Origin of the sequence: Pararhizobium sp. IMCC21322 (assembly GCF_030758295.1) — a bacterium.
Taxonomy (GTDB): Bacteria; Pseudomonadota; Alphaproteobacteria; order Rhizobiales.
On record NZ_CP132335.1, the window covers coordinates 2719193 to 2744015 of the forward strand.

Annotated in this window: 30 protein-coding genes and 1 pseudogene; 16 read left to right on the top strand and 15 right to left on the bottom strand. The window is 52.1% G+C overall.

The genetic code is table 11. The features are described 5' to 3' along the window. The first annotated feature begins 2 nt into the window (after positions 1–2). From RAL91_RS12865 to dusA, 8 genes are all read left to right on the top strand, one after another. Positions 3–569: a hemerythrin domain-containing protein gene (locus tag RAL91_RS12865; protein WP_306256606.1), complete on the top strand. Its 567-nt coding sequence runs from the start codon at positions 3–5 to the stop codon at positions 567–569. After that, positions 562–1173 carry a carbonate dehydratase gene (gene can / locus RAL91_RS12870; RefSeq protein ID WP_306256607.1) on the top strand — a complete coding sequence of 204 codons (612 nt, stop codon included), beginning with the start codon at positions 562–564 and terminating at the stop codon, positions 1171–1173. The genes RAL91_RS12865 and can overlap by 8 nt, the downstream gene beginning before the upstream one ends. Then, complete coding sequence (glp, locus tag RAL91_RS12875; RefSeq protein ID WP_306256608.1) at positions 1170–2447, top strand: gephyrin-like molybdotransferase Glp; 1278 nt, start codon at positions 1170–1172, stop codon at positions 2445–2447. The genes can and glp (RAL91_RS12875) overlap by 4 nt, the downstream gene beginning before the upstream one ends. A 10-nt stretch (positions 2448–2457) precedes the next feature. Continuing rightward, a complete protein-coding gene (locus tag RAL91_RS12880; protein WP_306256609.1) occupies positions 2458–3033 on the top strand; it encodes a DUF2478 domain-containing protein in 576 nt (191 codons plus the stop codon). Further along, positions 3030–3215, top strand: coding sequence for a hypothetical protein (locus RAL91_RS12885; RefSeq protein ID WP_306256610.1), 186 nt, complete (start codon positions 3030–3032; stop codon positions 3213–3215). The genes RAL91_RS12880 and RAL91_RS12885 overlap by 4 nt, the downstream gene beginning before the upstream one ends. Before the next feature lies 1 nt (position 3216). Continuing rightward, on the top strand, positions 3217–4425 hold the full coding sequence (locus RAL91_RS12890; protein ID WP_306256611.1) for an NnrS family protein: 1209 nt from the start codon (positions 3217–3219) through the stop codon (positions 4423–4425). Then, positions 4422–5093, top strand: a complete 672-nt coding sequence (locus RAL91_RS12895; RefSeq protein WP_306256612.1) for an NnrU family protein — start codon at positions 4422–4424, stop codon at positions 5091–5093. The genes RAL91_RS12890 and RAL91_RS12895 overlap by 4 nt, the downstream gene beginning before the upstream one ends. Positions 5094–5382: 289 nt before the next feature. Continuing rightward, on the top strand, positions 5383–6414 hold the full coding sequence (gene dusA / locus RAL91_RS12900; RefSeq protein WP_306256613.1) for a tRNA dihydrouridine(20/20a) synthase DusA: 1032 nt from the start codon (positions 5383–5385) through the stop codon (positions 6412–6414). A gap of 63 nt (positions 6415–6477) precedes the next feature. On the opposite strand, the gene RAL91_RS12905 is transcribed toward dusA, so the two are convergent. The 8 genes from RAL91_RS12905 to cobS form a co-directional block, all read right to left on the bottom strand. After that, positions 6478–7674, bottom strand: a complete 1197-nt coding sequence (locus tag RAL91_RS12905; protein ID WP_306256614.1) for a cytochrome P450 — start codon at positions 7672–7674, stop codon at positions 6478–6480. Between the two features lie 29 nt (positions 7675–7703). Next, on the bottom strand, positions 7704–8099 hold the full coding sequence (locus RAL91_RS12910) for an OsmC family protein (protein WP_306256615.1): 396 nt from the start codon (positions 8097–8099) through the stop codon (positions 7704–7706). A 22-nt stretch (positions 8100–8121) separates the two neighbouring features. Beyond that, positions 8122–9411 carry a TRAP transporter large permease gene (locus tag RAL91_RS12915; RefSeq protein WP_306256616.1) on the bottom strand — a complete coding sequence of 430 codons (1290 nt, stop codon included), beginning with the start codon at positions 9409–9411 and terminating at the stop codon, positions 8122–8124. After that, on the bottom strand, positions 9411–9962 hold the full coding sequence (locus RAL91_RS12920) for a TRAP transporter small permease (protein ID WP_306256617.1): 552 nt from the start codon (positions 9960–9962) through the stop codon (positions 9411–9413). The genes RAL91_RS12915 and RAL91_RS12920 overlap by 1 nt, the downstream gene beginning before the upstream one ends. Before the next feature lie 13 nt (positions 9963–9975). Continuing rightward, positions 9976–10986: a TRAP transporter substrate-binding protein DctP gene (gene dctP, locus RAL91_RS12925; RefSeq protein WP_306256618.1), complete on the bottom strand. Its 1011-nt coding sequence runs from the start codon at positions 10984–10986 to the stop codon at positions 9976–9978. Between the two features lie 112 nt (positions 10987–11098). After that, a complete protein-coding gene (locus RAL91_RS12930; RefSeq protein ID WP_306256619.1) occupies positions 11099–11788 on the bottom strand; it encodes a TIGR02281 family clan AA aspartic protease in 690 nt (229 codons plus the stop codon). Further along, a complete protein-coding gene (locus RAL91_RS12935) occupies positions 11785–11961 on the bottom strand; it encodes a DUF1289 domain-containing protein (protein WP_306256620.1) in 177 nt (58 codons plus the stop codon). The genes RAL91_RS12930 and RAL91_RS12935 overlap by 4 nt, the downstream gene beginning before the upstream one ends. Continuing rightward, positions 11958–12803 carry an adenosylcobinamide-GDP ribazoletransferase gene (gene cobS, locus RAL91_RS12940; RefSeq protein ID WP_306256621.1) on the bottom strand — a complete coding sequence of 282 codons (846 nt, stop codon included), beginning with the start codon at positions 12801–12803 and terminating at the stop codon, positions 11958–11960. The genes RAL91_RS12935 and cobS overlap by 4 nt, the downstream gene beginning before the upstream one ends. A 131-nt stretch (positions 12804–12934) precedes the next feature. Between cobS and cobT the strand changes: the two genes are divergently transcribed. The 6 genes and pseudogenes from cobT to RAL91_RS12970 form a co-directional block, all read left to right on the top strand. Continuing rightward, on the top strand, positions 12935–13966 hold the full coding sequence (gene cobT, locus RAL91_RS12945) for a nicotinate-nucleotide--dimethylbenzimidazole phosphoribosyltransferase (RefSeq protein WP_306256622.1): 1032 nt from the start codon (positions 12935–12937) through the stop codon (positions 13964–13966). 24 nt (positions 13967–13990) lie between these two features. Then, entirely contained in the window at positions 13991–14527 is a 537-nt protein-coding gene (locus tag RAL91_RS12950) for a thermonuclease family protein (protein WP_306256623.1), read from the top strand. Between the two features lie 2 nt (positions 14528–14529). Further along, a complete protein-coding gene (locus RAL91_RS12955) occupies positions 14530–15195 on the top strand; it encodes a uracil-DNA glycosylase family protein (RefSeq protein WP_306256624.1) in 666 nt (221 codons plus the stop codon). Between the two features lie 66 nt (positions 15196–15261). Then, entirely contained in the window at positions 15262–15741 is a 480-nt protein-coding gene (locus RAL91_RS12960) for an Lrp/AsnC family transcriptional regulator (RefSeq protein WP_306256626.1), read from the top strand. A 2-nt stretch (positions 15742–15743) separates the two neighbouring features. After that, positions 15744–15941, top strand: coding sequence for a hypothetical protein (locus RAL91_RS12965; protein ID WP_306256627.1), 198 nt, complete (start codon positions 15744–15746; stop codon positions 15939–15941). 18 nt (positions 15942–15959) lie between these two features. Beyond that, positions 15960–16238, top strand: a pseudogene (locus RAL91_RS12970) (GNAT family N-acetyltransferase); the annotation flags it as partial. Between the two features lie 58 nt (positions 16239–16296). On the opposite strand, the gene lexA reads toward RAL91_RS12970, so the two are convergent. The 5 genes from lexA to trpD all read right to left on the bottom strand — a co-directional run bounded on the left by lexA (position 16297) and on the right by trpD (position 20712). Continuing rightward, the gene (gene lexA / locus RAL91_RS12975) at positions 16297–17022 is read right to left on the bottom strand and encodes a transcriptional repressor LexA (RefSeq protein ID WP_306256628.1); all 726 of its coding nucleotides are present in this window, start codon (positions 17020–17022) and stop codon (positions 16297–16299) included. A gap of 153 nt (positions 17023–17175) precedes the next feature. Then, positions 17176–18393 (bottom strand): gephyrin-like molybdotransferase Glp, encoded by a 1218-nt coding sequence (glp, locus tag RAL91_RS12980; RefSeq protein ID WP_306256629.1) that lies wholly within the window; start codon positions 18391–18393, stop codon positions 17176–17178. A 14-nt stretch (positions 18394–18407) separates the two neighbouring features. Further along, positions 18408–18887 carry a cyclic pyranopterin monophosphate synthase MoaC gene (moaC, locus tag RAL91_RS12985; protein WP_306256630.1) on the bottom strand — a complete coding sequence of 160 codons (480 nt, stop codon included), beginning with the start codon at positions 18885–18887 and terminating at the stop codon, positions 18408–18410. Position 18888: 1 nt separating this feature from the next. Continuing rightward, positions 18889–19686 carry an indole-3-glycerol phosphate synthase TrpC gene (gene trpC, locus RAL91_RS12990; protein ID WP_306256631.1) on the bottom strand — a complete coding sequence of 266 codons (798 nt, stop codon included), beginning with the start codon at positions 19684–19686 and terminating at the stop codon, positions 18889–18891. Then, positions 19687–20712 carry an anthranilate phosphoribosyltransferase gene (gene trpD / locus RAL91_RS12995; protein ID WP_306256632.1) on the bottom strand — a complete coding sequence of 342 codons (1026 nt, stop codon included), beginning with the start codon at positions 20710–20712 and terminating at the stop codon, positions 19687–19689. 450 nt (positions 20713–21162) lie between these two features. On the opposite strand from trpD, the gene RAL91_RS13000 reads away from it, so the two are divergent. Both RAL91_RS13000 and RAL91_RS13005 read left to right on the top strand, forming a co-directional pair. Then, positions 21163–21879, top strand: a complete 717-nt coding sequence (locus tag RAL91_RS13000; protein WP_306262918.1) for a LuxR family transcriptional regulator — start codon at positions 21163–21165, stop codon at positions 21877–21879. A 261-nt stretch (positions 21880–22140) separates the two neighbouring features. Further along, a complete protein-coding gene (locus RAL91_RS13005) occupies positions 22141–22533 on the top strand; it encodes a helix-turn-helix domain-containing protein (protein ID WP_306256633.1) in 393 nt (130 codons plus the stop codon). A gap of 117 nt (positions 22534–22650) precedes the next feature. On the opposite strand, the gene RAL91_RS13010 is transcribed toward RAL91_RS13005, so the two are convergent. Continuing rightward, the gene (locus tag RAL91_RS13010; protein ID WP_306256635.1) at positions 22651–23256 is read right to left on the bottom strand and encodes an aminodeoxychorismate/anthranilate synthase component II; all 606 of its coding nucleotides are present in this window, start codon (positions 23254–23256) and stop codon (positions 22651–22653) included. A 42-nt stretch (positions 23257–23298) separates the two neighbouring features. Further along, entirely contained in the window at positions 23299–24813 is a 1515-nt protein-coding gene (trpE, locus tag RAL91_RS13015) for an anthranilate synthase component I (protein ID WP_306256637.1), read from the bottom strand. Positions 24814–24823: the final 10 nt, after the last annotated feature.

Here is a 24823-nt window from a genome sequence, read left to right on the forward strand (position 1 = left end):
GAATGGAAAAAAGCAAAGAATCCAGTTTATCAGCACTTGAAACGCTGCGTGCTCCGCTCCCCGATGACCTCTTTAACGAGCCGATTGAATACATTTTTGCAGACCATTTTCGCCAGCGCGCTTTGTGCGCTTTGCTTGATGAAATTGCGAGTGGAAGCAGCCCCGATGTTCAAATGGTGATGGCTGTCTTGGGGTATCTTAAATCGGAATTTCAACCGCACCTTCTGGATGAGGAAAAGGGCTTGTTCCCTATGTTGTGCAGGCGCGCAAAACCCGAGGATGAAATCGATGAGGTGCTTCGGCAATTGACCGAAGAACATGCGAGCGATGGGGAAGATGCCAAAGATATTATATTGGTTCTGGAACAAATTACCAAAGCCGGTGGGAGCAACGCTCTCAGTGAGAAAGCTGCGGACTTACTTAAGCGTTTCGCGGCCAATGAGCGTCAGCATCTCATTGTCGAAAATTCCATAGTGCTGCCGCTGGCACGGGCAAGATTGACTGAAGAGGACTGCAGAGATTTCGGCCAACGAATGGCTGCGCGCAGAGGTGTGGTTTTAAATGATTGACCGTCTCTTAGAGCATAATGCGTCTTGGGCTGCCGAGAGGCGGCGCATAGACCCCGAATACTTTGAACGCCTGGCCGCATTGCAAAAACCCGAATTTCTGTGGATTGGCTGTTCTGACAGCCGCGTTCCTGCAAACGTAATCACCGGACTGGAACCGGGTGAGGTCTTTGTTCATCGTAACGTAGCAAATCTTGTTCATCGGGCAGACCTCAATCTTCTTTCGGTTCTGGAATTCGCCGTTGAGACCCTTGAAGTAAAGCACATCATTGTCTGCGGTCATTATGGATGTGGCGGGGTGAAAGCAGCCATGGATGGTCATCGCCACGGTATTATCGATCACTGGCTGCAGCCTGTTCGAGATGTGGCCGATAAGTTTGAGGATCATTTGGCTGACATCAAGGATGAGCAGGCCATGCTGGATGATCTGTGTGAATTGAGTATTGAATCCCAAGTGCGCAATCTGTCCCGTACACCCATTATCAAGTCAGCTTGGAAGCGAGGGAAGGACCTCAAAATCCACGGTTGGGTTTACGGATTACACGACGGATTGCTGCGCGATCTTGATTGCAATTACCAATTTGGAGCGAAAGGCGACATGAGATGAAAACGCTTGATCTGCAGGATTGCGAATGTGGTTCAATCAGCGCGGACCGGGACATTTTAGATGTTGAAGCCGCGAGAACCGTGGCACTCGACCTGGTAACGCCCCTCGTTGGGACGGAACTCGTTTCACTCGGCGGTGCACTCAACCGGGTTGCCGCCAAGGATCTTCACGCACCTGCGGCAATGCCGTTCTTCAACAATTCGGCGATGGATGGTTATGCGGTTTCAACGTTCAAACTCTCAGGAAATGGTCCCTGGAAACTGTTGTTGACCGAAACGGTTGCTGCCGGCACGCAGCCTTCAGAAACAATCGCTGAATTAATAGTAAACCAGACTGTGCGTATCTTTACAGGTGCACCGGTGCCGCCCGGTTTTGACGCCGTCATAGCGCAGGAAAATTGCCGGTTGGAGAACGGGTCATTATCATTTGATTTCAAACCTGAATCAGGTGCAAACATTCGTCACGCGGGCAGCGAAACAGGACGTGGCGCATTGTTATTGGCAAAAGGTTCGCGGATCAGATCCCATCACATTGGGCTGCTTGCAGCCAATGGATATGGCGCAATCAATGTTCGAAGTTTGCCAAAAGTAGCCGTGTTTTCGACAGGCGATGAATTGATCGAGCCCGGTGAGAAGGCTAAACCCGGTCAGATATATGACTGCAACAAACCGATGCTGTTGGCACTTTTTACAGAATTTGGAATACAGGCTGTCGATCTTGGCGCGTTGCCGGATGATCGCAGGGCAACCCAGGAACTATTGGAACGATGTCGCGACGACTTCGACCTCATTGTTTCAACAGGATCAGCATCCGTCGGTGAGCGTGATTTCCTCAAGGAAGCATTTTTGGCATCAGGCGGCTTTGTGAAAAACTGGAAAGTGGCCATCAAACCTGGAAAACCTGTCATGTTCGGGAAGCTTAATAATGCCGTATTTACGGCGCTTCCCGGCAATCCTTTCGCATCATTTGTCGGATTTCACCTATTCGTGAAACCGCAGGTTTTGAAACTGTGTGGAGAAATGGATCAACGGGTGCGCACGCAGGCAGCCATTGCGAACTTCTCATGGCGTAGAAAGCCCGGTCGAGCCGAGTATTTTCCAGTCAGGGTTTGCCAGGGCAGAGCAAGTGAACTTCCGAAATTGGAACGTCTTGGCAATTCTGTATCTGCAACCCTTTTTCCATTGGCCTTCGCTGATGGACTTGGGCGTGTCGGTCCCGATTGCAATGTTGTTGAGCCAGGTGACCATCTGCTGTGGCAACCATTTTGTAAGTGAGGAGAAGAACGTGGCCGGTTCGATGTTGGCGGCAATCCACTTTGGTGATGATCAGGATATCGACAAGCTTTTGGAGGCATTCGTATCAACCAGGCTGGCTTCCGGTCTTCGGATATGTGGTGTGCTGCAATCACGCAGCGGCGCCAAGGGCGAATGCTATTGCTCGGACATGGACCTGAAAGCCATCGGTACAGGTAAAGTTTTCAGAATTTCCCAGCCCCTTGGTTCAGGTTCAAGCGGTTGTCGCTTGCATCCGGGCGCAATGGCAGAGTGCTCAGCTTATCTCGATCAGCATATACAGGAGGGATGCGATCTGCTGGTGTTGAACCGTTTTGGAAAAGGCGAGTCCCAGGGACAAGGGTTCCGGGATTTGATCAGTACCGCCCTGATGGCCGGTATTCCGGTTTTGACAGCCACGCGTGAGAATTATCGTAAAGACTGGCAGATATTTGCCGGTGATCTGGGCATTGAGTTGCCGTTTGATCAAACATCTGTTTCGTCGTGGTTCGCCGGATTGGAGCACGAAGACGCTGCCAGTACACTCGCCCCGCAAAAAAATCTGTCGATCAATTCGGCAACTCTGTGACCTTCGCTGCACCTGTTGCAAAGATGGGAGAACCGGATGAGATCACGCTCACAACCAATGCGGCTCAATTGGCGCGAAACGTCGGCACACCGCAATTTCTTGGCATGATACGGAAACGTGCTTCTTTAAATGCGCTCGATCCCAAGCGGTGCGGGCAGGATCATGATGAAATGGGGTGCTAAGGTGGCGCAGACTTCCGCAGAGCAGATACGTGAATGGAGCGGACCGGCAATACTGTCTTTCGGGTTTCGCCCCTTCTTTTTATTTGGTGCGCTTTGGGCCGCCTTGGCGATGGTATTGTGGGTATCAATGCTTTCAGGTGGTCTCACCTTGCCGACGCGTTTCGACGTGGTGTCATGGCATGCTCATGAGTTTTTCTTTGGATACTTGAGTGCGATTATTGCCGGATTTTTGTTGACGGCAGTTCCAAACTGGACTGGACGTTTGCCGATAGTGGGCTGGCGTCTTGGTTGGTTGGTTGCGCTTTGGATTGCGGGTCGTCTTGTATTGGCGGTCTCTGATTTGATTCCGGCGGTCTTGGTTGCGTTGATTGATCTGGCTTTTCCAGTTGCCTTGGGTGTCATGATCGCAAGGGAAATAGTCGCAGGCAAAAACTGGCGCAATCTTCTTGTATTGGCAATGCTTGCAATGTTCACCTTGGCCAATTTGCTGTTTCACCTGGAGGCAGGGCAGGGCATGTACGCGGCACAGGGCTTCGGCCTGCGTCTGGGACTGGCATCGGCGCTCATGATGATTTCGGTTATTGGAGGGCGAATTATTCCCTCCTTTACACGTAACTGGCTGGTGAAAGCCGGTCGTCTCTCTCTCCCGGTTCCACCAATGCAACCCTTCGATAAGGTCGCCCTGCTGGTAACCCTGGCGGGGTTGGCGTTGTGGGTCATATGGCCAGAGCGAACCATCACCGGTCTCATGCTGTTGCTGTTGTCAGTGGTCCAGGCCATTCGGCTTTTAAGATGGAAAGGCTTGAGCACCTTGGCAGAACCCTTGGTTTGGGTGTTGCACTTTGGCTATGCCCTTGTTCCGCTTGGGGCCTTGTTTGTTGGAATAAATATTCTGTTCCCTGAAGTTTTGGGTATGGCTTCCTCCCAACATGTCTGGATGGCGGGGGCGACGGGCCTGATGACGCTGGCGGTTATGACGCGCGCAACACTTGGGCATACCGGCCGCGATCTTCGCGCTGGTTTGGCGACACTTGCGATTTACATTGCGCTCATTGCGTCGGTTTCAGTCCGTCTGGTTGCCGGGGCATTCCCTGATATTGCAATGACACTCTACAGCCTCTCAGCACTGTTGTGGATTGGCGCATTTGGCGGTTTTGTGATTGCCTATGGCGGATTGTTGCTGCGGCCAAAGCCGGGAATATCTCAGTGAACTGGCTGCCCTTCGCGGCAGCATTTGGCGTCTTTTTCCTGACCCATTCCCTTCCGGTACGGCCAAAGGTCAAATCCTGGCTTGTAAGCATGCTTGGACCGCGTGGTTTTACTATTGTCTATTCGATATTATCTCTTGGAATGATTATCTGGCTTATTGCGGCAGCAGGAAATGCGCCGTTCGTGCTGCTTTGGGATCAAGCCCCATGGCAAAGATATACGATTTTTGTCGGCATGCTTTTGGTGTGTCTTCTGTTCGCATTGACAATAACTCGCCCCAATCCGTTTTCCTTTGGCGGGTTTCATAATGAGCGGTTCGATCCACATCGTCCGGGGTTGATCCGCTGGATACGCCATCCGATGTTGCTGGCGCTGGCCGGATGGTCCGCATTGCATATTTTGCCAAACGGCGATCTGGCGCACACCATCCTGTTCGGTGTTTTTGCGGTCTTTGCATTGGCAGGCATGGCAATCGTTGATCGCAGGAAACAACGCTTGCTGGGTAAATTGGAATGGGTGTCGTTACTCCAAACCGTTGATTCCGCGCCGTTGATTTCAATGCAGGGTTCGTGGGCGGGATATTGGCTTCGGATTACCGCAGGCGTTTTGGGGTTCACATTGCTCCTTATCCTGCACCCTGTTGTTCTAGGAGTGTTGCCGTTGCCTTAATTGAACAAAACAGTGGTTTTGCTCATTGGTTGCATGCGTGACAACCCAACTCCCATTTGCCAAAACGCGCTAGAATTGGAGGTTTGGAACGCGGAAGTGGATTACCAGCTTCTTGTAAGTCCGCAATGTGTAGGCTAATCAAACCTGTAATTGTGTTTGCTTGTTTGCGGCAGGATTTGAAAGGCTCGATCCCCATGTCGATCATACGCTCGGTTTCCATGCAACATTCACCTGCCAGGAACTTGTTCCTGAAGTCCGATCAAATTTGTTCTCGATTTAGATATCTGTAATGTATCATAAAGTATTGAAAAATAACAAAAAAATACTCTCCGTCGCGCCGATGATGGATTGGACGGACCGCTGGTGCCGGTCATTTCATCGCATCCTGTCGCAGGAAGCTTTGTTGTATACTGAAATGGTTGTGGCCGACGCTATCCTGCATGGTGATCGTGATCGGCATCTGAGCATTCCTGTTGGTCAGCAACCGGTGGCTCTGCAACTTGGTGGATCTGACCCTGTGAAGCTTGCAGAAGCGGCAAAAATCGCGGCTGATTATGGCTATGACGAGATAAACCTGAATGTCGGTTGCCCCTCTGACCGGGTGCAATCCGGAATATTCGGAGCTTGCCTCATGAAGTCTCCAAAACTCGTTGCACAGTGTGTTGACGCCATGAAACAAGTGGTGGACATGCCAGTCACGGTGAAATGTCGTCTTGGGGTCGATGATCAGGACATTGAGATCGCTTTGGATGCGCTGGCTGACGCCTGTCTTGATCAGGGTGTGGATGCGATTTGGGTCCACGCTCGCAAAGCCTGGCTCGACGGTCTGTCTCCGAAAGAAAACCGGGACATCCCGCCTTTGGATTATGATCGTGTCTACCGATTGAAACAGCGGCTGGGCGATGTCTTCATTGGCATCAATGGGGGCATTGGCAATCTGGCTGAGGCGGATACTCATTTAAAGCATGTAGATGGCGTGATGATGGGCCGGGTCGCTTACCATCAACCTGCGGTCCTGTGCCAGGTGGATCACCAAATCTACGGTGCCCCCGCAATGCCGGAAGACCTGCATGGAGCCGTTCGTAAAATGTATCCAATCATTGAGCAGCATCTGGAGGCCGGTGGTCGGTTGCATCAGATCACACGGCATATGATCGGCCTGTTTCATGGAGCGCCGGGCGCCCGCCGCTATCGGCAAATCCTCAGCACCGAAGCTGTCAAACCAAATGCAGGCATAGAAGTGGTTGAGGCCGCTCTGGCCGTCATGATTGCGGAGCAACAGAGAATTCACGATAAAGCTGAGCTGTTTGTCCCTGCTTGATACCGGCTCAACAGTTTGGAAAAGGTTCAACCAGACAATTTTTGGGCCGTTTCGGGAGTGCAATTATCCAAGTTGAACGCTGCAGGATTTCGGACCACGAAAAGCAAAGCCGTGGAAGGTAATGTCTGTCGGCTTTTCCAGCGAAATCTGAGGGAAACGCTCAAACAGTTTGGGCAAAACCACATCCGCAATCAACATTTTGTAAAGATCGGAGCCGAGGCATTTATGGGGCCCGTTTCCAAATGTCTGATTGGGTTTGATGGTGCGGCGTGCATCAAATTGGTCCGGCTTCTCCCAAATATCTTCATCATGGTTCGCCGAAGCCTGCAGCACCATGACTGTCTCACCTTTGGGAATGCAAAATCCGCGTATTACGGTTGATTTCAGCACCACTCGGGCATTGGCCTGAATGGGCGCGATCCATCTCAGCCCTTCCTCGCAGGCAGCACGCCAGGCATTTGTCTCAACACAAAACTGTTTCTGCTTCGGATCGCCCAAAATGCCAATCAACGTAGAGAGAAAGCCATCCCGGCTTTCCACGAGCGAGCCGGCAATACAGACCCGCATATTGGTTCCAATCTGACTGAATGGCAGCGGCTCATCCCCATTCACCATTTCTGAAAGGGCAGATTTGTTGGGTGTTTGCCGGTACCTGTGTGCCATCTCGTTGAAACACGCATCCATGTCATCATTCGCTGTATCGCAGCGCGCGAATACATCAGCGTTAAACTGCGCATTCATTGCGCCCTGGATCAGAGTTGGTGCCCAATCAAGAAGCTGCGCTTCCGTTGCGCTTTCAAGCCCAAGAACCAGCTTTACATAGTGGGCAGCAAGTGGACTGGCGAATGCGGTGAACAAGTCGACTGAACCGCTCTGTGGTAATCCGTCCAGAAGCTCATCAACAATGCTCTCAATCTCTGGTCGCCAGTGGCTTGTGATGGTGTCAGCGGTAAACGCGCCAGCCATTGCGCGGCGTTCCCTCAAATGCTCCGGCCCATCCTTCCGCATTAATGTGTGACCACGGAACGCACGCTGCATAGGCGTGGTCGTATCGTAGCAACCAAAATGTTCGGTATCCGACTTTATCCGATGCGTATCATCGGCTTTGCTGAAGACAATGCGCCCCAGCGCTTCAAGGCGTACAATTGGTGATTCGCGTCGAAGACGGCGATAGACCGAGGCTGGATCACTTTCCAGCATTGCCAGTGTGGTCGCGGTATCCGTCGGGACCTCCCGGCCTGTAAGCTCAATATCTTTCAATGCGTTATCCTAAAGGTGCCGAAGCAAGCTCAATCCGTTTGCGACACGGTCACGTCACAGTTCAGACTGTTGCTGACGGTGCAGATTGCCTTGGCCTGTTTCAAAATGCGCTCACCGAGCCCAGCATCGTCAACAAAAGGCCCAATCACAGCCACGTCAATCTTTTGAAGACGACCGGGTTCATCAAGCGCCTTGGTTCCAAGTACTTCAACTTTAAAGGGCTTCAGATCCACTTTCCGCTGCGCCGCAGCCCATTGCACTGACATGACAATGCAATGCCCCAGTGACGCCAGAAGCGTGTCTACTGGCGAGTTTTTGGCAAATGACATCTCTGGCCCAGACTGTTTGGAATGGCTGAATTTGATCGTGTCGCTTCCATCGTATTCCGCCCAGATGGGCCCAAACAATTTTGGTTTCAATTCCACAAAGCTCACTCCTTCGATGATCTCAGAAAAGCAGTCCGGGTAGATAAAGCGCAATCATCGGAAACAGCGTCAGCAGAAAAATTGCGAACAGATGAATGAGCCAATAGGGAATGGTTGCAACTGCAACCCGGCCAAGACTGATCTCATTGTTGGTCAAAGCTGTCAGTACCGAAAGGTTCAGTCCGACCGGCGGTGTGATCTGTCCGATTTCGATGACAATCGTAATGATGACGCCGATCCAGATAGGATCAAAGCCAAGACCCGTTAATAGCGGAAACACAACCGGCAAGGTCATGATCATCAAGGACAGACCATCGAAGAAACAGCCCAGTATCAGATAGATGATAATGACCGTGAACAGCACGCTATGGGTGCCAAGACCGCTTTCGCCGACGACTTCCAGAATTTGCTGCGGAATACCCAAAACGCTGACGGATTGGGCCAGAATGGTGGCTCCAAGCACCAGAAACCCGATAGCAGAAAACAGCAACACCGAATTGTAGAGGGCTTCGATCAGCTTGCGAAAAGTCAGATCACCCCAGATAGAGGAAATAATCGCGGCAAGAACAACGCCCACGCCTGCAGCTTCCGTTGGTGTGGCCAGGCCAATGACAATCGTGCCAATGACAAGAAAGATCAGCGCCAGCAAAGGCCATATCTGACCGAACCCTTTCACTGTTTGCAGGATTGAAACCGGAACAGGACTGCGCGGCGCCAAATGAGGGGCGTGCAGGCACCGCACTAGAATATACAGCATGAACAGACCGCCAACCATCAGGCCGGGGAGCAGACCTGCGGCAAACAATCGCCCGATGGATGTTTCAGTCAGCGCGCCAAAAATCAGAAAGGACAGGCTGGGAGGTATTAACAGCCCCAAAGTGCCGCCACCGGCCAGACTACCAACGACGGTATCCTTGTCATAGCCACGTTTCGACATTTCGGGATAGGCGACAGACCCGACCGCAGCTGCGGTTGACAGGCTGGAACCGCTCACAGCGCCAAACAGTGTGCACACAGCGATATTGGTATGCAGCAAGCCGCCGGGAATTTTCCGAAACAGTGGTGTAAAAGCAGAATAGGCTTTTTCGCTGATGCCGCTCCGCAACAGGATTTCCCCAAGCAGAATGAACATGGGAACGGCGCTGAGCGTGAACGAATTGAAGACGCTCCAAATGGCATCAATGGCCAGAGACGTCGCGCCATTGGAGAAAAAGTAGAGAATAACCATGCCGGTCAGGCCGAGCGCAGCGCCAAGGGCCATGCCGGTGCCAGCGCTGGCAACCAGCACGCCGATAAGAGTGGTCCAAAACATCAGGGCGCGGTCTCTTCATGACGCACAAACCCGGTTTTGATTTCAGCTTCGGTCTCTTCAACCCGGTCAATGACCCCCAGCAGTCTTGCTAGCAAAATGGCGCAGGTGACAGAGAGCGAGAGCGGCAACATGGCCATCCAAGGATACAGCAAAATGCGGGTGGTTTCGGTCTTCAGATTAAGCCGATGGCCGAATTCAAACCAGGGAATGGCTTTGTAGATCAACCAGGAAAAGAAACCAATTGCGACAATCAAAGCAATGGTTTGAAGGTGAGTTTGCAGTTTTCTGTTCAACATGTTGGCAAGCAGTGCAACGCGTACATGTTTTGCCTTCAGCGTTACCATTGGTAACCCCAGGAACAAAGACACGCTCAACAGCAATCCAACCACTTCTTCAGTGATGTGAAGCGGTGAATTGGCAAACTTACGCATGATGACGCTGGTGATTATGATGGCAACAATGCTGACCATCCCAAGAACAGCAATGGAGGCAAGGGCAAGGGCCAGTTTTTCCAGCCCTTGCCGTATAAGGTTTCTTATAGTGTGGTGCATGATCGCTCTAGGATCAGCGACCCAGTGCGTCCAATACACGTTGGCGATAGGCAGGTGCATTGCCACCTGCATCTTCAGCAAGAATGCCCCAGGTTTCGGACACGGCTTCTAGAAAGACAGCACGGTCTTCTTCCGGGAAATCTTCGCCCCATTCGATGCCTGCTGCGACCATATCTTCACGTGCAGCCAATTCACGTTCGAAATCATCATCATACTGGTTGGTGCGATCCCACAGATCTTTGGCAGAACTTGTAATCGCTTCTTTCACAGCATCATCTGTTTCGGCCCAGCGATCAGTCGATACACCAATCACATAGGGACCGGATGCCATTGGATAAAGGAACGACGCGTATTTTGAGACTTCCTGCAGGGATACAGTGCTTGCGTAAAGTGCAGGATAGAGCGCGCAATCCACCACACCTGTTTTCATTGCCACATACATTTCTTCCTGTGGAATGATCTGTGCTGACACCCCAAGGCGGGTGAATGTCTCGACCTGATCACGTGCCCAGACGCGCAGTTTTTTGGTTTTCAAAGCCTCAATTGTGCGCACAGGCTCATCGCGGCAGAACACTGAAACCGAGAGCATGGGAATGGCCACATAACCAACCGAGGAGACGCCCCAGTTCGAAAACTCCTCTTCGTAAATGTCGCGCACTGTCGGAAGTGCTTTTTCCAACTCGTCCACCGTTCCGATTGATCCCTGAATAAACACCGAGCTGAGAGCCGGGGCGTCGCGGCCGAGATAATTTGCCCATAACAGGCTCATTTCGACAGCTCCAGACGGCAAAAAGCGCAGGGCATCTGTGTTTTTCAGCCCAAGAGAGCCACCGCCAAATATCTTGACTTCGAGTGCATCGCCAAGCTTCGCATTGACCTCGTCGGTGAATTTATTCAGCTCCGCTGATTCAGGACGAGTCTCGGGAAGAAAGTTGTTGAAACGCCACTCTTCCGCCATTGATTGCGAGACCGTTGCACCGGCGCACATCAATCCGATTGCCAGATTACGAACAAGATTTTTCATTTTCAGCTCTCCTTTTTGATAAAAAGTAGCACATAAATATGGAAATAAAACACGGAAATGTATCTGGTGTCAGACATTTCGGGGGTGCGCCAAAATGCGGGCACAGCTCTCTTTATGGGCGCAATACCAATTGTGAGCCCGTAAATTCATATGAGGACAGGCGGTCGAGAAAACTGTTCCCCAAAAGGCTCTGTTTCAAATTTCCCTGTTGGGCAATGGCAGCACGAACCGTGTCCAGTTCGATGTTTTCCACTTTGATGTTGTCCAGCACAATACGCGCAAAAAAGGTCATGCCGTTGGCCGTCTCGACCGGTGACTGAAAACTCAGTGAACTAACGTCAATTCCGACTTTTTGAGCATCCTCATAGGTCAGCACCACTGTGCTTGCACCCGTATCAACCAGCATATCGACGGGCGTTCCTTCAATCTCGACACTCAGGGAGAAATGCCCGTTGCGCCCTCGGCTGACCATAATTGAATTGCCATCGACACTGGTCAAAGCCATGCCGGGAATAAGCTCACCGGTGACGCGGCTCGCAACCATCTGTAGTTCAGTCTTGAAGGAATAGATCGTGACGAGCGCCAGCGCGATCAGAACCCAGATCAGCGCATTTTTGAGAACATCTGATGCACGCAGCCCACGGAATACGCCGACGCTGACAAATGCCAGAAGGGCAAGCAACACACCCATTCGCCCGAAGCTGCCAATGTCGAGGCCCAGAACTGTGCCGGAATCATGCCTGACGACCAGCACAATCAAAAGGGCTGCAAGGCCGATCAAAAGTGCCCAGAAGTAGCTCAACTGGGCACCTGTGACAGATGCACCATGCGTTGCGGCAATGTTTCCATGACGGCATCCCGCTCAGCGTCATTCATCTGGCCCCAGCCACCGATTTCGCGCAGCGTGCGGCCACAGCCAAGGCACTGTCGGGTGGGCTCATCAATCAGGCAGACTTTGACACAGGGTGATTTCATAGCAATTCCTTAGCGATGCCTAGAGAAATAAGAATGCCTGTCATGAAAGCAAGGTCACAAAGTTGCTGGGTGGCACCGATTGTGTCTCCGGTCTGTCCGCCAATCTGACCTCGGCACAGCACGATCATCAAATAGCTGACAAGCCCGCTGAGCGCAGTTGCAAACAGAATGGCGATAATGTTCAGGTTTGGCAGCAACAGGCATAGAAGGGCGACGGAGGTTGTTACCAACGCCATTACAAGCGCTCGGCGTTGAGGTTGTCCCGCCTGTTTGGATAGACCATTGCTACGTGCAGGCGGAAGACCTGCCCAAAGAAACATGCTGTACCCGCGTGAGATCATCTGTGCTGCAAGCAGAACGGTGATTGCAAGGTCGAGGCCCCTTGGCAATAGAGACGCAAGCAAAATCACCCGCATGACTTGAGACAGGAGCAGGGCCAGAACCCCATAGGTGCCAATATGGCTGTCCTTCATGATTTCCAGCTTGCGCTCGCGGTCATGACCACCGCCGAAACCGTCGATCATGTCTGCCAGCCCATCTTCATGCAGGGCACCGGTAGCGATGATCATCGCTGTAATCGTCAGAACAGAGATTAAATAATAAGGCAGTTGCAACATGGTCCCGAAAGACAGAACCAGAGCACCGATTATGCCGATGACCAGGCCAATGGCCGGGAACATTTGGGCGGCTCTGGACATGGGCCGTGTGTGGTCAACTGACAAAAAGGCGGGCAGCCGCGTGAAGAATGTCAGACAGACCAGAAAATCGCCGGGAACCGCGCGCAGCAACGCGAGAATGCCTTTTGCCGGACCCTGTTCATCTTCATTTTGGCGCAGTTTCATGCTGTTTGCCACCTTGCGTCTTCTCATAGGCGCTTTATAGATCGAATGAGATTGTTGGCAATGAGCATGAATCAGATATCAATGTCACCCAAGGCCTGACAGCCCCCATCATTCGATAGGCTTAAAGACACATGAGTGCATCCGTAACAGCGCTTCCATTTGAAGACATAAGGGATTTGATCCGTTCTCTTCCAGGTCCCGTGACCGAGGCCGTTGACGCCGTGCGTGCGCGCGACGCGACATTGACCAAACCTGCGGGCTCTCTGGGTCGACTGGAAGAGATTGTGGAATGGCTGGCTGCCTGGCAGGGCAAGGCACCGCCGGCAGTGAACCGTCCTCTGGTTGCCATCTTTGCTGGAAACCACGGGATTGCGGAGCAGGGAGTTTCAGCCTTTCCTGCCAGTGTGACACAACAAATGGTCGAGAATTTTTCTGCCGGGGGAGCGGCCATAAACCAGCTTTGCACGGCTAATAATCTGGGTCTCAAGGTTTTTGATCTGGCGTTGGATTTGCCAACTCCGGACATAACCTCGAAAGACGCCTTTGATGAAAAGACCTGCGCAGCAACCATGGCGTTCGGCATGGAGGCCATCGCTGGCGGAACAGATTTGTTGTGTATCGGCGAAATGGGTATTGCAAACACGACGGTCGCGGCGGCCATTTTCTACGCGCTCTACGGCGGTCGTCCTGAAGACTGGGTTGGCATTGGCACTGGCGTTGACGCTGCAGGCCTGCAACGCAAGACGGATGCTGTGCGCCGCGCTGTCGGTCGGGCCAGTGTCAGCAAGTCAAACGGGCTGGAAGTTCTGCGACGGCTTGGCGGGCGTGAAATTGCTGCCATGTGTGGCGCCATGCTGGCAGCGCGCGTAGAGCGCATACCAGTCATTGTCGACGGTTTCGTGGCCACCGCGTCAGCCGCCATTTTGCATTCGGTCAGTCCGGCATCGATCGATCATTGTCTGTTTTCCCATATTTCGGACGAACAGGCTCATGCCGCTGTCCTTGAGCGCCTTGGAAAAAAAGCGTTGCTGGATCTCAATATGCGTTTGGGCGAGGGCAGTGGCGCTGCCATTGCAGCAAGTATTGTCAAATCAGCGGCCGCTGTCCATTCGGGAATGGCAACCTTCGATCAGGCGGGTGTGTCCGACAAGAACGACAATTAAGAAGACCGAAACAGGGCTCGTCTTTTGAAAATTTGGGATCTGGTCAAAGCGGCAGGTTTTATCCTGATTATTGCGATGCTGGTCCTCTGGTTTGAGGATGACAGCTATGAGCCTTTTGGCTCATCCCTGAGAGTGGTCGATGGCGATTCTCTGGCAATCGGCGAAACCCGCCTGCGGCTGGTTGGCATCGACGCGCCGGAACTGCAGCAGACATGTCTGCGCGATGGAAGAGCCGTACAATGTGGAGTGCTGGCTAAACAGCATCTGGCTCGATTGGTGGCTGCTGCATCCGTGTCCTGTGCCGATCATGGCACTGACAAGCATGGGCGTCAGCTTGCCGTCTGTCGCGGCAACACCAATAATGATCCGGTCAGGGGTGCCCTGGTAACAGCTGGAGAACAGGCAACGCTTAATGCGCAAATGGTTCATGATGGCTGGGCTGTTTCCTATGGTGACTACAAAGCCCTTGAAGTTCTGGCGGCACTCGCAGGCCGAGGACTCTGGGCGTTGGACTTTGAGCAACCTGAAGACTGGCGGCGGTTTCACGGAACGGACTATTGAGTATGAATGCCCTGGACCAACTCACGAACGACATTCGCGCTTGCCGCATTTGTGTTGAACAACCCTTGCGCAAACCTTTGCCGCATGCGCCAAGGCCGGTTTTACAGGTATCGTCTACGGCTCGTATTTGCATCTGTGGTCAGGCACCGGGCACGCGCGTGCATGAATCCGGGCGACCATTCACAGATCGGTCAGGTGATCGTTTGCGGGAATGGCTCGGACTGGACAACGAAACATTCTATGACCCTGCGCAAATTGCAATCGTTCCCATGGGGTTTTGCTTTCCCGGACAGAATGAAAAAGGATCGGATTTGCCGCCAAGGCCTGAATGCCGGGCCAGATGGCACGATGAGTTGTTTGCCAGCCTGCCACAGGTCGAGCTGCTCTTGACGATCGGTCAATACGCCATTGCCTACCATCTGGGGCCGGACAGGAAAAAAACGCTGACAGAGACGGTCGGTGCCTGGCGGGATTATTGGTATGATCGCGAGCATCCAGCAGGCACGCCCCGCATTATGCCGCTGCCGCACCCATCATGGCGCAACAATGCCTGGCTTAAGAAGAACCTGTGGTTTGAACAGGAACAACTTCCGGTCCTGCGCCAGCAGATCACCCGAATTCTGGATGAGAGCCGCTCTGATCTCCCAATTGAGTCCGGCCCGCAGTAATGCCGCTGGCAGTAGAACCAAGGTTCCTGTAAGAGGGGCTCACTTTGACGTCTCAACGAGGTTGATATGGACAGAATTGATCGCGGTATTCTGGCAATCCTGCAAAAAGACAGCACTGTGCCGGTCGCAGAAATCGGCAAACGCGTTGGCCTTTCCACAACACCTTGTTGGCGGCGTATTCAGAAGATGGAGGAAGACGGTGTCATCAAACAGCGTGTTGCTGTTTTGGATCCAGCTCTTGTCGGGGCAGGGGTTTCCGTTTTTATCTCCATCAGCACCAATCAGCACAGCAAGGAATGGCTGACTCGCTTTGCAGAAGTCATTAGCGAATTTCCGGAAGTCGTCTCTTTTTACCGCATGAGCGGCCAGGTCGATTATCTTCTGAAAGTGGTCGTGCCGGACATTGCCGCCTACGATAAATTCTACAAGAAGCTGATTGCCAAAATTGACATATCTGATGTCAGTTCAAGTTTTGCCATGGAAGAAATCAAGAACACGAGCACACTTCCTCTGGACTACATGGAACTGGCCAAGTCTCAGAGCTGAAGATGGTGCAGAGACTATCAATTCGACAGTTTCAGGACCGGGATGCCCCGGCTGCCGCCAATCTGTTCTTTGAAGCGGTCCAGACAGGCGCAAAGGCTGTTTACACGCAAGAACAAAGAAATGCATGGGCGCCCGCCATTCCTGATGTAGCCAAATGGCGTGACCGAATGGCTGCGCAATACAGCGTTATGGCTTATTAGGAGTGCGAGCTTCTTGGCTTTATGACACTCACGGAAGAGGGCGTCATTGATCTGGCCTTTGTCCATCCCAAGGCAATGGGGTCCGGTGTGGCCGGAAAACTTTACGATGTGATCATGAAAGAAGCCCGGACCAGACAATTAACGGCCCTCCAAACACGCGCCAGCCATATGGCGCGGCGCTTTTTTGAAAAGCGTGACTGGTCTGTCGTTCAACAGCAAACGGTTGTTAGAGGCGATGTTGAACTGATAAATTTCCGGATGGAATTTAATATAAAGTCAGAAGACACCACGGCCTGAATTGGGATTCAAAATCGATGGTTCAACTGAGTTCAAACTCCAAACAAATGCTCTAATTTCAGTAAGTCCGCAAAAGACCGATCAACTTGCCCTGGACGGACACCTGATCCGGGCCAAAAATACGGGTCTCATAGGCCGGATTGGCGGCTTCCAGAGCGATGGATCCACCCTTTCGGCGCAGCCGTTTCAAGGTGGCTTCCTCATCATCAATCAGAGCCACGACAATATCGCCTGTATCAGCTGTTGAGCCCTTTTTGATGACAACCGTATCCCCATCCAGAATGCCGGCTTCGATCATGGAATCTCCACGCACTTCCAGCGCAAAATGCTCTCCCGACGACAGCATATCCGCCGGAACCGGAATGGTATGACTGTGGGTCTGAATTGCGGAGATGGGCGTTCCAGCAGCAATCCTTCCCATTACGGGAATGGTTACAGAATATGCATCTTCCTGTTCTGAACCGGTATCATTCGCCGGGGCGACAGTTTCACGTTTCTTGCCAAGGCTGCCTTCAATGACACTCGGTGAAAACCCTGTGCTACGAGGCGCAGCCAAGCTTGGTGACACAGATTCCGGTAGCTTGATAATTTCCATTGCGCGCGCCCGATTGGGCATGCGGCGCAAAAAGCCACGTTCTTCAAGGGCCACGATAAGCCTGTGAATACCTGATTTCGATTTCAAATCGAGCGCCATCTTCATTTCATCAAAAGAGGGCGGAATGCCTGTTTCTTTCAGGCGCTCGTGAATGAACATCAAAAGCTCGTGTTGTTTGCGCGTTAGCATGTCAATCAATCCTGGGTTCTGAGGGTCCACAGAAGGCCAAAGGCGTCTTCAATATAGGAATCAGATGTGTACAAAGCATGAACACGTTAGCTGTTCTTGTCTTGTTCCACAAGGGCGCAAGCGAAACATATATGGAACATCGGTCTTGTCAGGTCAGTCCGAACGCAGCATTAGAACATCCACTATCGTGCCCTGATCCGCCTCAGTGGCGAATGGCGCACGTCTGATCAGACAGTTCGCTTTTGCAAAGCTGGCCAGCATGGAGCTGTCCTGGCGGCTCAAAGGATGGACCGTTGGAAGCTGTCCTAAGCCTTCAGCTGGTTTCAATATGGCGCGCAGATAGTCTTCGCGTTGGTCATTGGCTGACAGTTTGTCTCCCAGCGCAGCTTGTCTGAGCGGTATATCGGACGGCTGGCCCAGCCATGTTTTGATCAGTGGCGCCATGAACAACTCGCCGCAGACCATGCTGGAAACCGGGTTGCCGGGAAAGCCGAGAAACAACATCCCGCCGACTGTTCCAAACATAAGCGGTTTGCCAGGGCGCATCGCAATTTTCCAGAAGGAGAGCGACAGACCTGCACTGTGAAACGCCTGCTGGACCAGATCATGGGTGCCAACAGAAGCGCCGCCAAGGGTTATGATAGCATCACATTGATTGGCCTCTGCCGTCTTCAATGCCTGCAACAGATCTTCTTCGGTGTCTTTTGCAATGCCCAAATCAACAGGTTGGCCCCCCAATTCGGCGATGCGGGCCGCAACGCCGAAATTATTCGAAGCGACAATCTGATCCACACCGATATGAGCTCCAGGCATTGCCAACTCATCGCCAGTGGCAAGAACGCCAATACGCGGTTTGCGAACAACGGGCACCTCAGCGTAATTCATACTGGCCAGCAGTGCCAGATCCGCCGCCCGTAAAGTGCTGCCAGCTTCGATGAGAACTGCGCCCTGTTTGAAGTCCAGTCCGGCGGGCCGTACAAAAGCAGACTTTTGCGGAATGTCGAGCGGTCGGATTTTGCCGTTTTCCCGAACAGTCGCATCTTCCTGAATGAGGATCGTATCTGCCCCTTCAGGCAATGGCGCACCGGTGAATATGCGCACCGTCTGGCCTGCCAGAAGGGCGTGCTTGAATCTGTGACCAGCCGGTGCTTCTCCAACCAGCTCCAAGTCCTGGTCCAGCGCCAAATCGGCATGGCGGACCGCATACCCGTCCATGGCAGTGGTTGCAAATGGGGGCTGTGTGCGCCGCGCCGAAAGCGGTGCTGCGCTGACACGCAAATGTGCGTCTACCAGCGGAACTATCTCCTCCGGCAGAACTGAAACATTACTCAGAATTGATTGTCTTGCATCAGCGACAGGTAAGAGAGCCATAGTAAAATCAGGTCCTAGGAATCCGCTCGGTATGTGCCGGATTTACCACCGCTTTTTTCAAGCACGCGAATGCCTTCAATCCGCATGCCGCGATCGACGGCCTTTGCCATATCATAGATCGTCAGACAGGTGACCGATACGGCGGTGAGAGCCTCCATTTCAACCCCGGTCTGACCGTTCACTTTAACACTGGCCACAACATGCAACGCCGAGGCATCATGATCGGCCTCGATTGATACCTCGATTTTGCTGATGAGCAATTGATGACACAGCGGAATCAATTCATGTGTACGTTTTGCAGCCATGATGCCAGCAAGACGCGCCGTGCCCAGAACATCACCCTTCTTGGCGTTGCCGGACAGGATCATTTCCAGTGTTTCGGGCAGCATTTCTACACGGCCTTCTGCCTGGGCAAGCCGGCTTGTGACGGCCTTGTTGCCCACATCCACCATATTGGCTTCACCGGTGTCACTGAGATGTGTCAGTTTCGACATCTCACACTCCGGTCAGCAGTTTTTGGGTGGCTGCCGTCACATCGTCCTGACGCATCAGACTTTCGCCAACCAGAAAAGTGTTGATCCCGCATTTTTTGAGACGCTGTAAATCCGCATAGGTGTTGATGCCGCTTTCACCGACTAAAAGCTTGTCGTCAGGAATCAGCCTGACCAGTTTTTCGCTGGTTGTCAGGCTGGTTTCAAACGTATCAAGATTACGGTTGTTGACGCCGATCAGATCGGATGACAAATGGGCCAGGGCCCGTTCTGTCTCAGCTTCATCATGAACCTCGACCAAAACATCCATTCCGAGCAGAAATGCAGTCTCTTCCAATGCCTTCGCCTGATCATCTTCGGTACAGGCCATGATAATCAAGATACAATCCGCATTCCACGCACGTGCTTCGTAAACCTGATAGGGTTCCAGCATAAAATCCTTGCGAAGGGCAGGCAGCTTCGTCGCAGCGCGGGCCGCCATCAGAAAGTCCGGATGACCCTGGAAAGAGGGTGTGTCTGTTAAAACCGACAAACAGGTAGCACCACCATTTTCGTAGGCGGTTGCCAGAGCAGGGGGATCAAAATCTGGCCGGATAAGGCCTTTGGAAGGACTTGCTTTTTTAACCTCGGCAATCAGGCCGAACCGACCATCGTCCACAGCGCCTTGCAACGCAGCTTTGAAGCCTCTGACTGGTTCTGCATCCTGCGCCTTGTGTTTCACATCAGCAAGGCTCAGCTGTGCTTTTGCTGCCGCGACCTCGTCAAGCTTGTAGCGGCAGATTTTTTCAAGAACGCCCTGCATCTAGTTCGCTCCAAAAGAGTTGGAGACGCTCACAAGCGCGTCCATGGCAGCACGCGCCTTACCGTCGTCAATACTGGCGCGAGCCATATCAAGGCCATCGCCGATTGTATCAGCACGTCCAGCGACGACGGCCGTTGCGGCTGAGTTTATCAACACAATGTCCCTATGCGCGGATTGTTCTCCGTCCAAAACACGCTTGAGCGCAGTCGCATTATGGTCTGCGTCGCCGCCCACAAGATCTGCTGGAGCTGCCTGTTTAAGGCCCAAAGCCACCGGTTCAATGACAAACCGCTTCACATCACCATTTTCAAGAGCGGCGCAATAGGACGGTCCGGTCGTCGTAATCTCATCCAGCCCGTCCGAGCCATGTACGATCCAGGCTTTGTCTGATCCAAGGCGCGCCAGGGTGTGTGCTAAAGGCTCAAGCCACTTTTCATCGAAAACGCCAACCATTTGCCGTTTGACTGACGCGGGATTCGACAGGGGCCCCAACAGATTGAAAATTGTCCGTGTGCCCAATTCGACCCGGGCAGGGCCGACATGCTTCATGGCGCTGTGGTGGGCAGGTGCAAACATGAAACCAAGCCCGGCTTTATCTATGCATGTGCTGATTTGGTCTGGCTTTAGGTCCAGATTGACACCAAGTGCCATCAGCGTATCTGCCGCGCCCGATTTGGATGAAAGGGCTCTGTTGCCATGCTTGGCCACAGGAATGCCCATGCCAGCAACAACAAAACTTGCGCATGTGGAGATATTATACGTGCCTGATGCGTCGCCGCCGGTGCCGACCAGATCCACTGCACCGTCGGGCGCAGCGACACGAACCATCTTGGATCGCATAACTTTTACAGCACCTGCAATCTCATCAATTGTTTCTCCGCGGACCCGCAAACCCATAAGGAGTGCGCCGATTTGGACCGGCGTTGCATCGCCTGACATAATAATGTCGAACGTCTGCTCTGCTGTTTTCTGGTCCAGTGCTTCGCCGCTGGCAACCTGAGCAAGCGTGGATTTCATATCAAACATAAGTCACTCGTCTGGATTTTCTGCAAACCCTAAAAGTTGATCCTGCAGCCCCTGCAATCCCCGTGCAGTCGATGTCACAGTGCATCTGGCAGGCCTAGTGCGCTTGCTTTGCATATAATGGCACCAATTTCCACCAAAACAGCAAGCCACTGGGCGCTCATTGTGCAAGATCAAACGTGGCGGCGAACGAAATGCTTTGGTGAAAGATAGAAAATTCTTGAAGCCACAATCAGAGAATGTGATCTTTGACCCTGAAAAATAAGGAGAAATTTCTCAAGAAGAAATAGATTAATTGGATGGTTTTCTAATTAAATTGTATTAATCAGCAAAAATAAATACTATTCATCAATTGGTTGCATAATTTATCCTCGCCAAGACATGAAGAATGCTTTAGTTAAGGCTTAACAGCGCATATCATCATAAAATAAAAAGGATGGTCCTTTGGACGGCGTGGAACTTCGTCAGTATCTGCAACAAAGTGTGCAAAAACTGAAGGCCTGCACAACGCTCGATGAGCTGCGCGGGTCATTTGTGGGTGTTATTTTCCCGCTGGGATTACAACAGTTCGCCTATACAAGATTCTCGGAAAACGACATTTCGTTCGACAAATCCGTACATACCTATGCCGAAGGGTGGATTGAGCTCTATCGCCGCGAAGGTTTTGCGCAGATTGATCCTGTGCTCGCTCTGGCCAAGAGGGAAACGGATCCTTTTTTCTGGTCGGCAGATCAACTCACAGAGAATGGTGATTTCATTGAGTTCTTCCAGCAAGCCGGCAAATATGGTTTGGCCTGGGGCGTAACAACGCGTCTGAAAACATCTGCGAGAACCGGTACATTGGTCACATGCACGGCTGCCTATAGCTCGCAGCCAGCCGCAGGCTTATCCGTCGACCAATTAGTTGCTTGCTGTCGCATGTTATCCGAGGCGTTTCATCAATCAGCATTGGTGATTGGCTCGCAAAAAGGCATCACGCTGCGACCAAGGGAGAAAGAAGTCCTGGAGCTGAGTGCACTGGGCATGTCCGGCACTGAAATTGCCTTGATTATTGGCGTTTCGCCCATATATGTTGCTGAGATATCGCGAAATCTGATCCAGAAATTTGGCGTCAGAAACAAGCTGGCCGCCCTATGGCGAGCCAGTGAGCTTCAACTGATAGATCATTAAGACCCATAAAAATATGAAGATCACGGTTAATTGCGCAGATGTGATGACTCCAAATATAGATATCGTTAATGATGATAATTACATAAGAAATCGGCTGATTTATAAGCATAAAAGCCGGCCTAATAAGCTTCTTAGGCAAATTGGCGCCGCATATTTTTGACCGAAATGACACACCCTTATAATTATGGGTTGATCATTGGTTAAAAAAGAGCTAATGCTGCAACCTCAAGCAGAGTTCGTGGGAAGGTTATGATGTTATCAATGGAAAAGGACGCTTCACAAAAAGCCGTTATGCATAATGCCCGTTCGGCACTGGATGCAGATTTACATGTCGGCCTGAAAGTGCGCAAAGCGCGCAAGGCGATGGACATGAGTCAGACTGAACTCGGAAATCAACTGGGTGTCAGCTTCCAGCAAATTCAAAAGTATGAAAAGGGAAGCAACCGTATTGGTTCTGGCAGGCTCTGGGAGATTTCTCGAGTACTACAGGTTCCGATTGACTATTTCTTCGACGGAATAGACGAGAGCGTTTCCTCAGAAAATGCAGTGCCTTGGTGGCTTCTGGATTTGGCCAAGCAGATTGAGTCCATTAAGGACGAAAAGCTGCAAAAGCAGATTATCAGCCTCATCGAAGCTTGCTCTGAGAAAGAGTAGGTTGACGCACAACCTCAAGAAGCGGTGCTGAATCTGGCGACCAATATGGTTGCAGGATAAAACGCACTGCTTATGCGTTGCGCCTCCAAACTTACATTCATTGTTGTTTGCGTGACGCTATGCCGCGATTTTGAGACGGTTTGCCTTGTTGAAGGTCCGTGCAATTCCAATGAAGTTGCGTAACAGCGTGTCGCCATGTTCGGACGCTATGCTCTCCGGGTGAAACTGGACCCCGTGAACAGGATGGGTCTTGTGCGACAGTCCCATTAGGCTGCCATCATCCGTTTTGGCCGTTGCCACCAGACTATCAGGAAATGACGAATCTTCGACCACAAGCGAGTGATAGCGTGTGGCTTGAAAGGGTGTTGGTATGTCTTCAAACATGCCGGTTGCATCATGCACGATGGCACTCATCTTCCCATGCATGAGCCTGCTGGCACGAATAACAGTTCCGCCATAAGCCTGACCAATGGCTTGCATCCCCAGGCAAACTCCGAAGATCGGCATCTTTCCGCCCGCTTCACGAATAAGTTCCAGACAAATACCAGCCTCATTGGGAGTGCAGGGGCCAGGTGACAGGATGATCCCTTCCGGGTTCATGGCCAAAGCCTTCGAGGCCGCAATCTTGTCGTTGCGCACAACTTCCATATTTACACCCAATTGGCCAATCAGGTGAACCAGATTGTAGGTGAAACTGTCGTAATTATCGATCACCAGAAACATTGCGACCCCCAAAGGCTGCTGCGCTAAATTTCGTGAGTTCCATCATTGGCCACGTGATGTGCTTGAGGCAAATCGCACGGCTTCTTCTGCCGCACGAAACAGCGCTTTCGCCTTGTTGATGCATTCCTGTTGTTCCATTTCGGGAACGGAATCCGCCACAATGCCAGCACCCGCCTGAACGTACATTTTGCCATCTTTCACAACAGATGTGCGCAACACAATGCACGTGTCCATGTTGCCGTCCGCAGTAAAGTACCCAACTGCGCCGCCATAGGGACCGCGCTTGTCACCCTCAAGCTCGTCGATAATCTCCATTGCCCGAACCTTCGGCGCGCCGGATACGGTGCCAGCAGGAAACCCTGCTGACAGCGCATCAATTGCATCGCAATTGTCAGATAAATCGCCAATTACATTGGAGACGATGTGCATCACCTGGCTGTAATATTCCAGGAAGAACTGATCGGTCACCTCAACTGTGCCGATCTTTGACACGCGGCCGACATCATTGCGGCCAAGGTCGAGAAGCATCAGATGCTCGGCCAGTTCCTTTGGATCAGCCAGCAATTCTTTGGCATAGGCTGCATCTTTTTCAGGCGTGTCCCCACGCGGACGTGTGCCGGCGATTGGCCGAATTGTGACTTTACCGTCCCGGGCCCGCACCAGAATTTCCGGGCTTGATCCGATGATCGAGAAATCGCCAAATTTCAGGAAATAGAGAAACGGGGAGGGGTTAACTCTGCGCAATGCTCGATAAAGTGCAAATGGCGGAAGCGTGAATTCGGTCTCAAAGCGTTGCGACAGAACCACCTGAAAAATATCGCCGGCCGAGATATAATCCTTGGCCTTGCGGACCATCGCGTAATATTCGTCCGGCGTGGTGTTGGATTGCATGTTGATGGTGAGATCAACTTCGTCTGCATTCAAACCGTGATCCAGCGGTGCATCCAGCCGGTCAATTACAGTCGTCAAACGATCAATTGCTCGGGCGTAAATTGTCTCGCCGGACATGTTTTCCACTGGGCGTAGTGGCGTAATGAGCGTTATTTCATCTTTGATATTGTCAAAGATCAGGATAATCTGCGGACGAATAAGCAGTGTGTCACAAAGGTCCAGTGGATCAGGGCCAGGTTCGGCCAGCTTTTCCATAAGACGCACATTGTCGTAGCCGAAATAACCGAACATGCCGGCTGCCATAGGTGGCAACTCAGGCGGCAAATCAATTTTTGAACTTTCCAGAATGTCGCGCAGGGCCTGAAGGGACGGCTGTTCCCATTGGGTCAGCCGGTCCTCTGTCAGTTGATCAACCGTTCCTGACCAGGCTGTATCTCCATCTGTCTTGAACACAAGATCAGGGTTCAAGCCAATAATCGAGTAACGACCCCGAACAGCGCCACCTTCGACCGATTCAAGCAGGAAGCAATAGTCTTCGACTGCCGACAGCTTCAACATTGCTGATACAGGGGTTTCCAGATCAGCAACCAAAGTCGTCCACACGACCTGGGCCTTGCCGTCGGCATAAGTTGCAAGAACGGCTTCCTTTTGCGGCTCAATCAACATGCTAAACAAT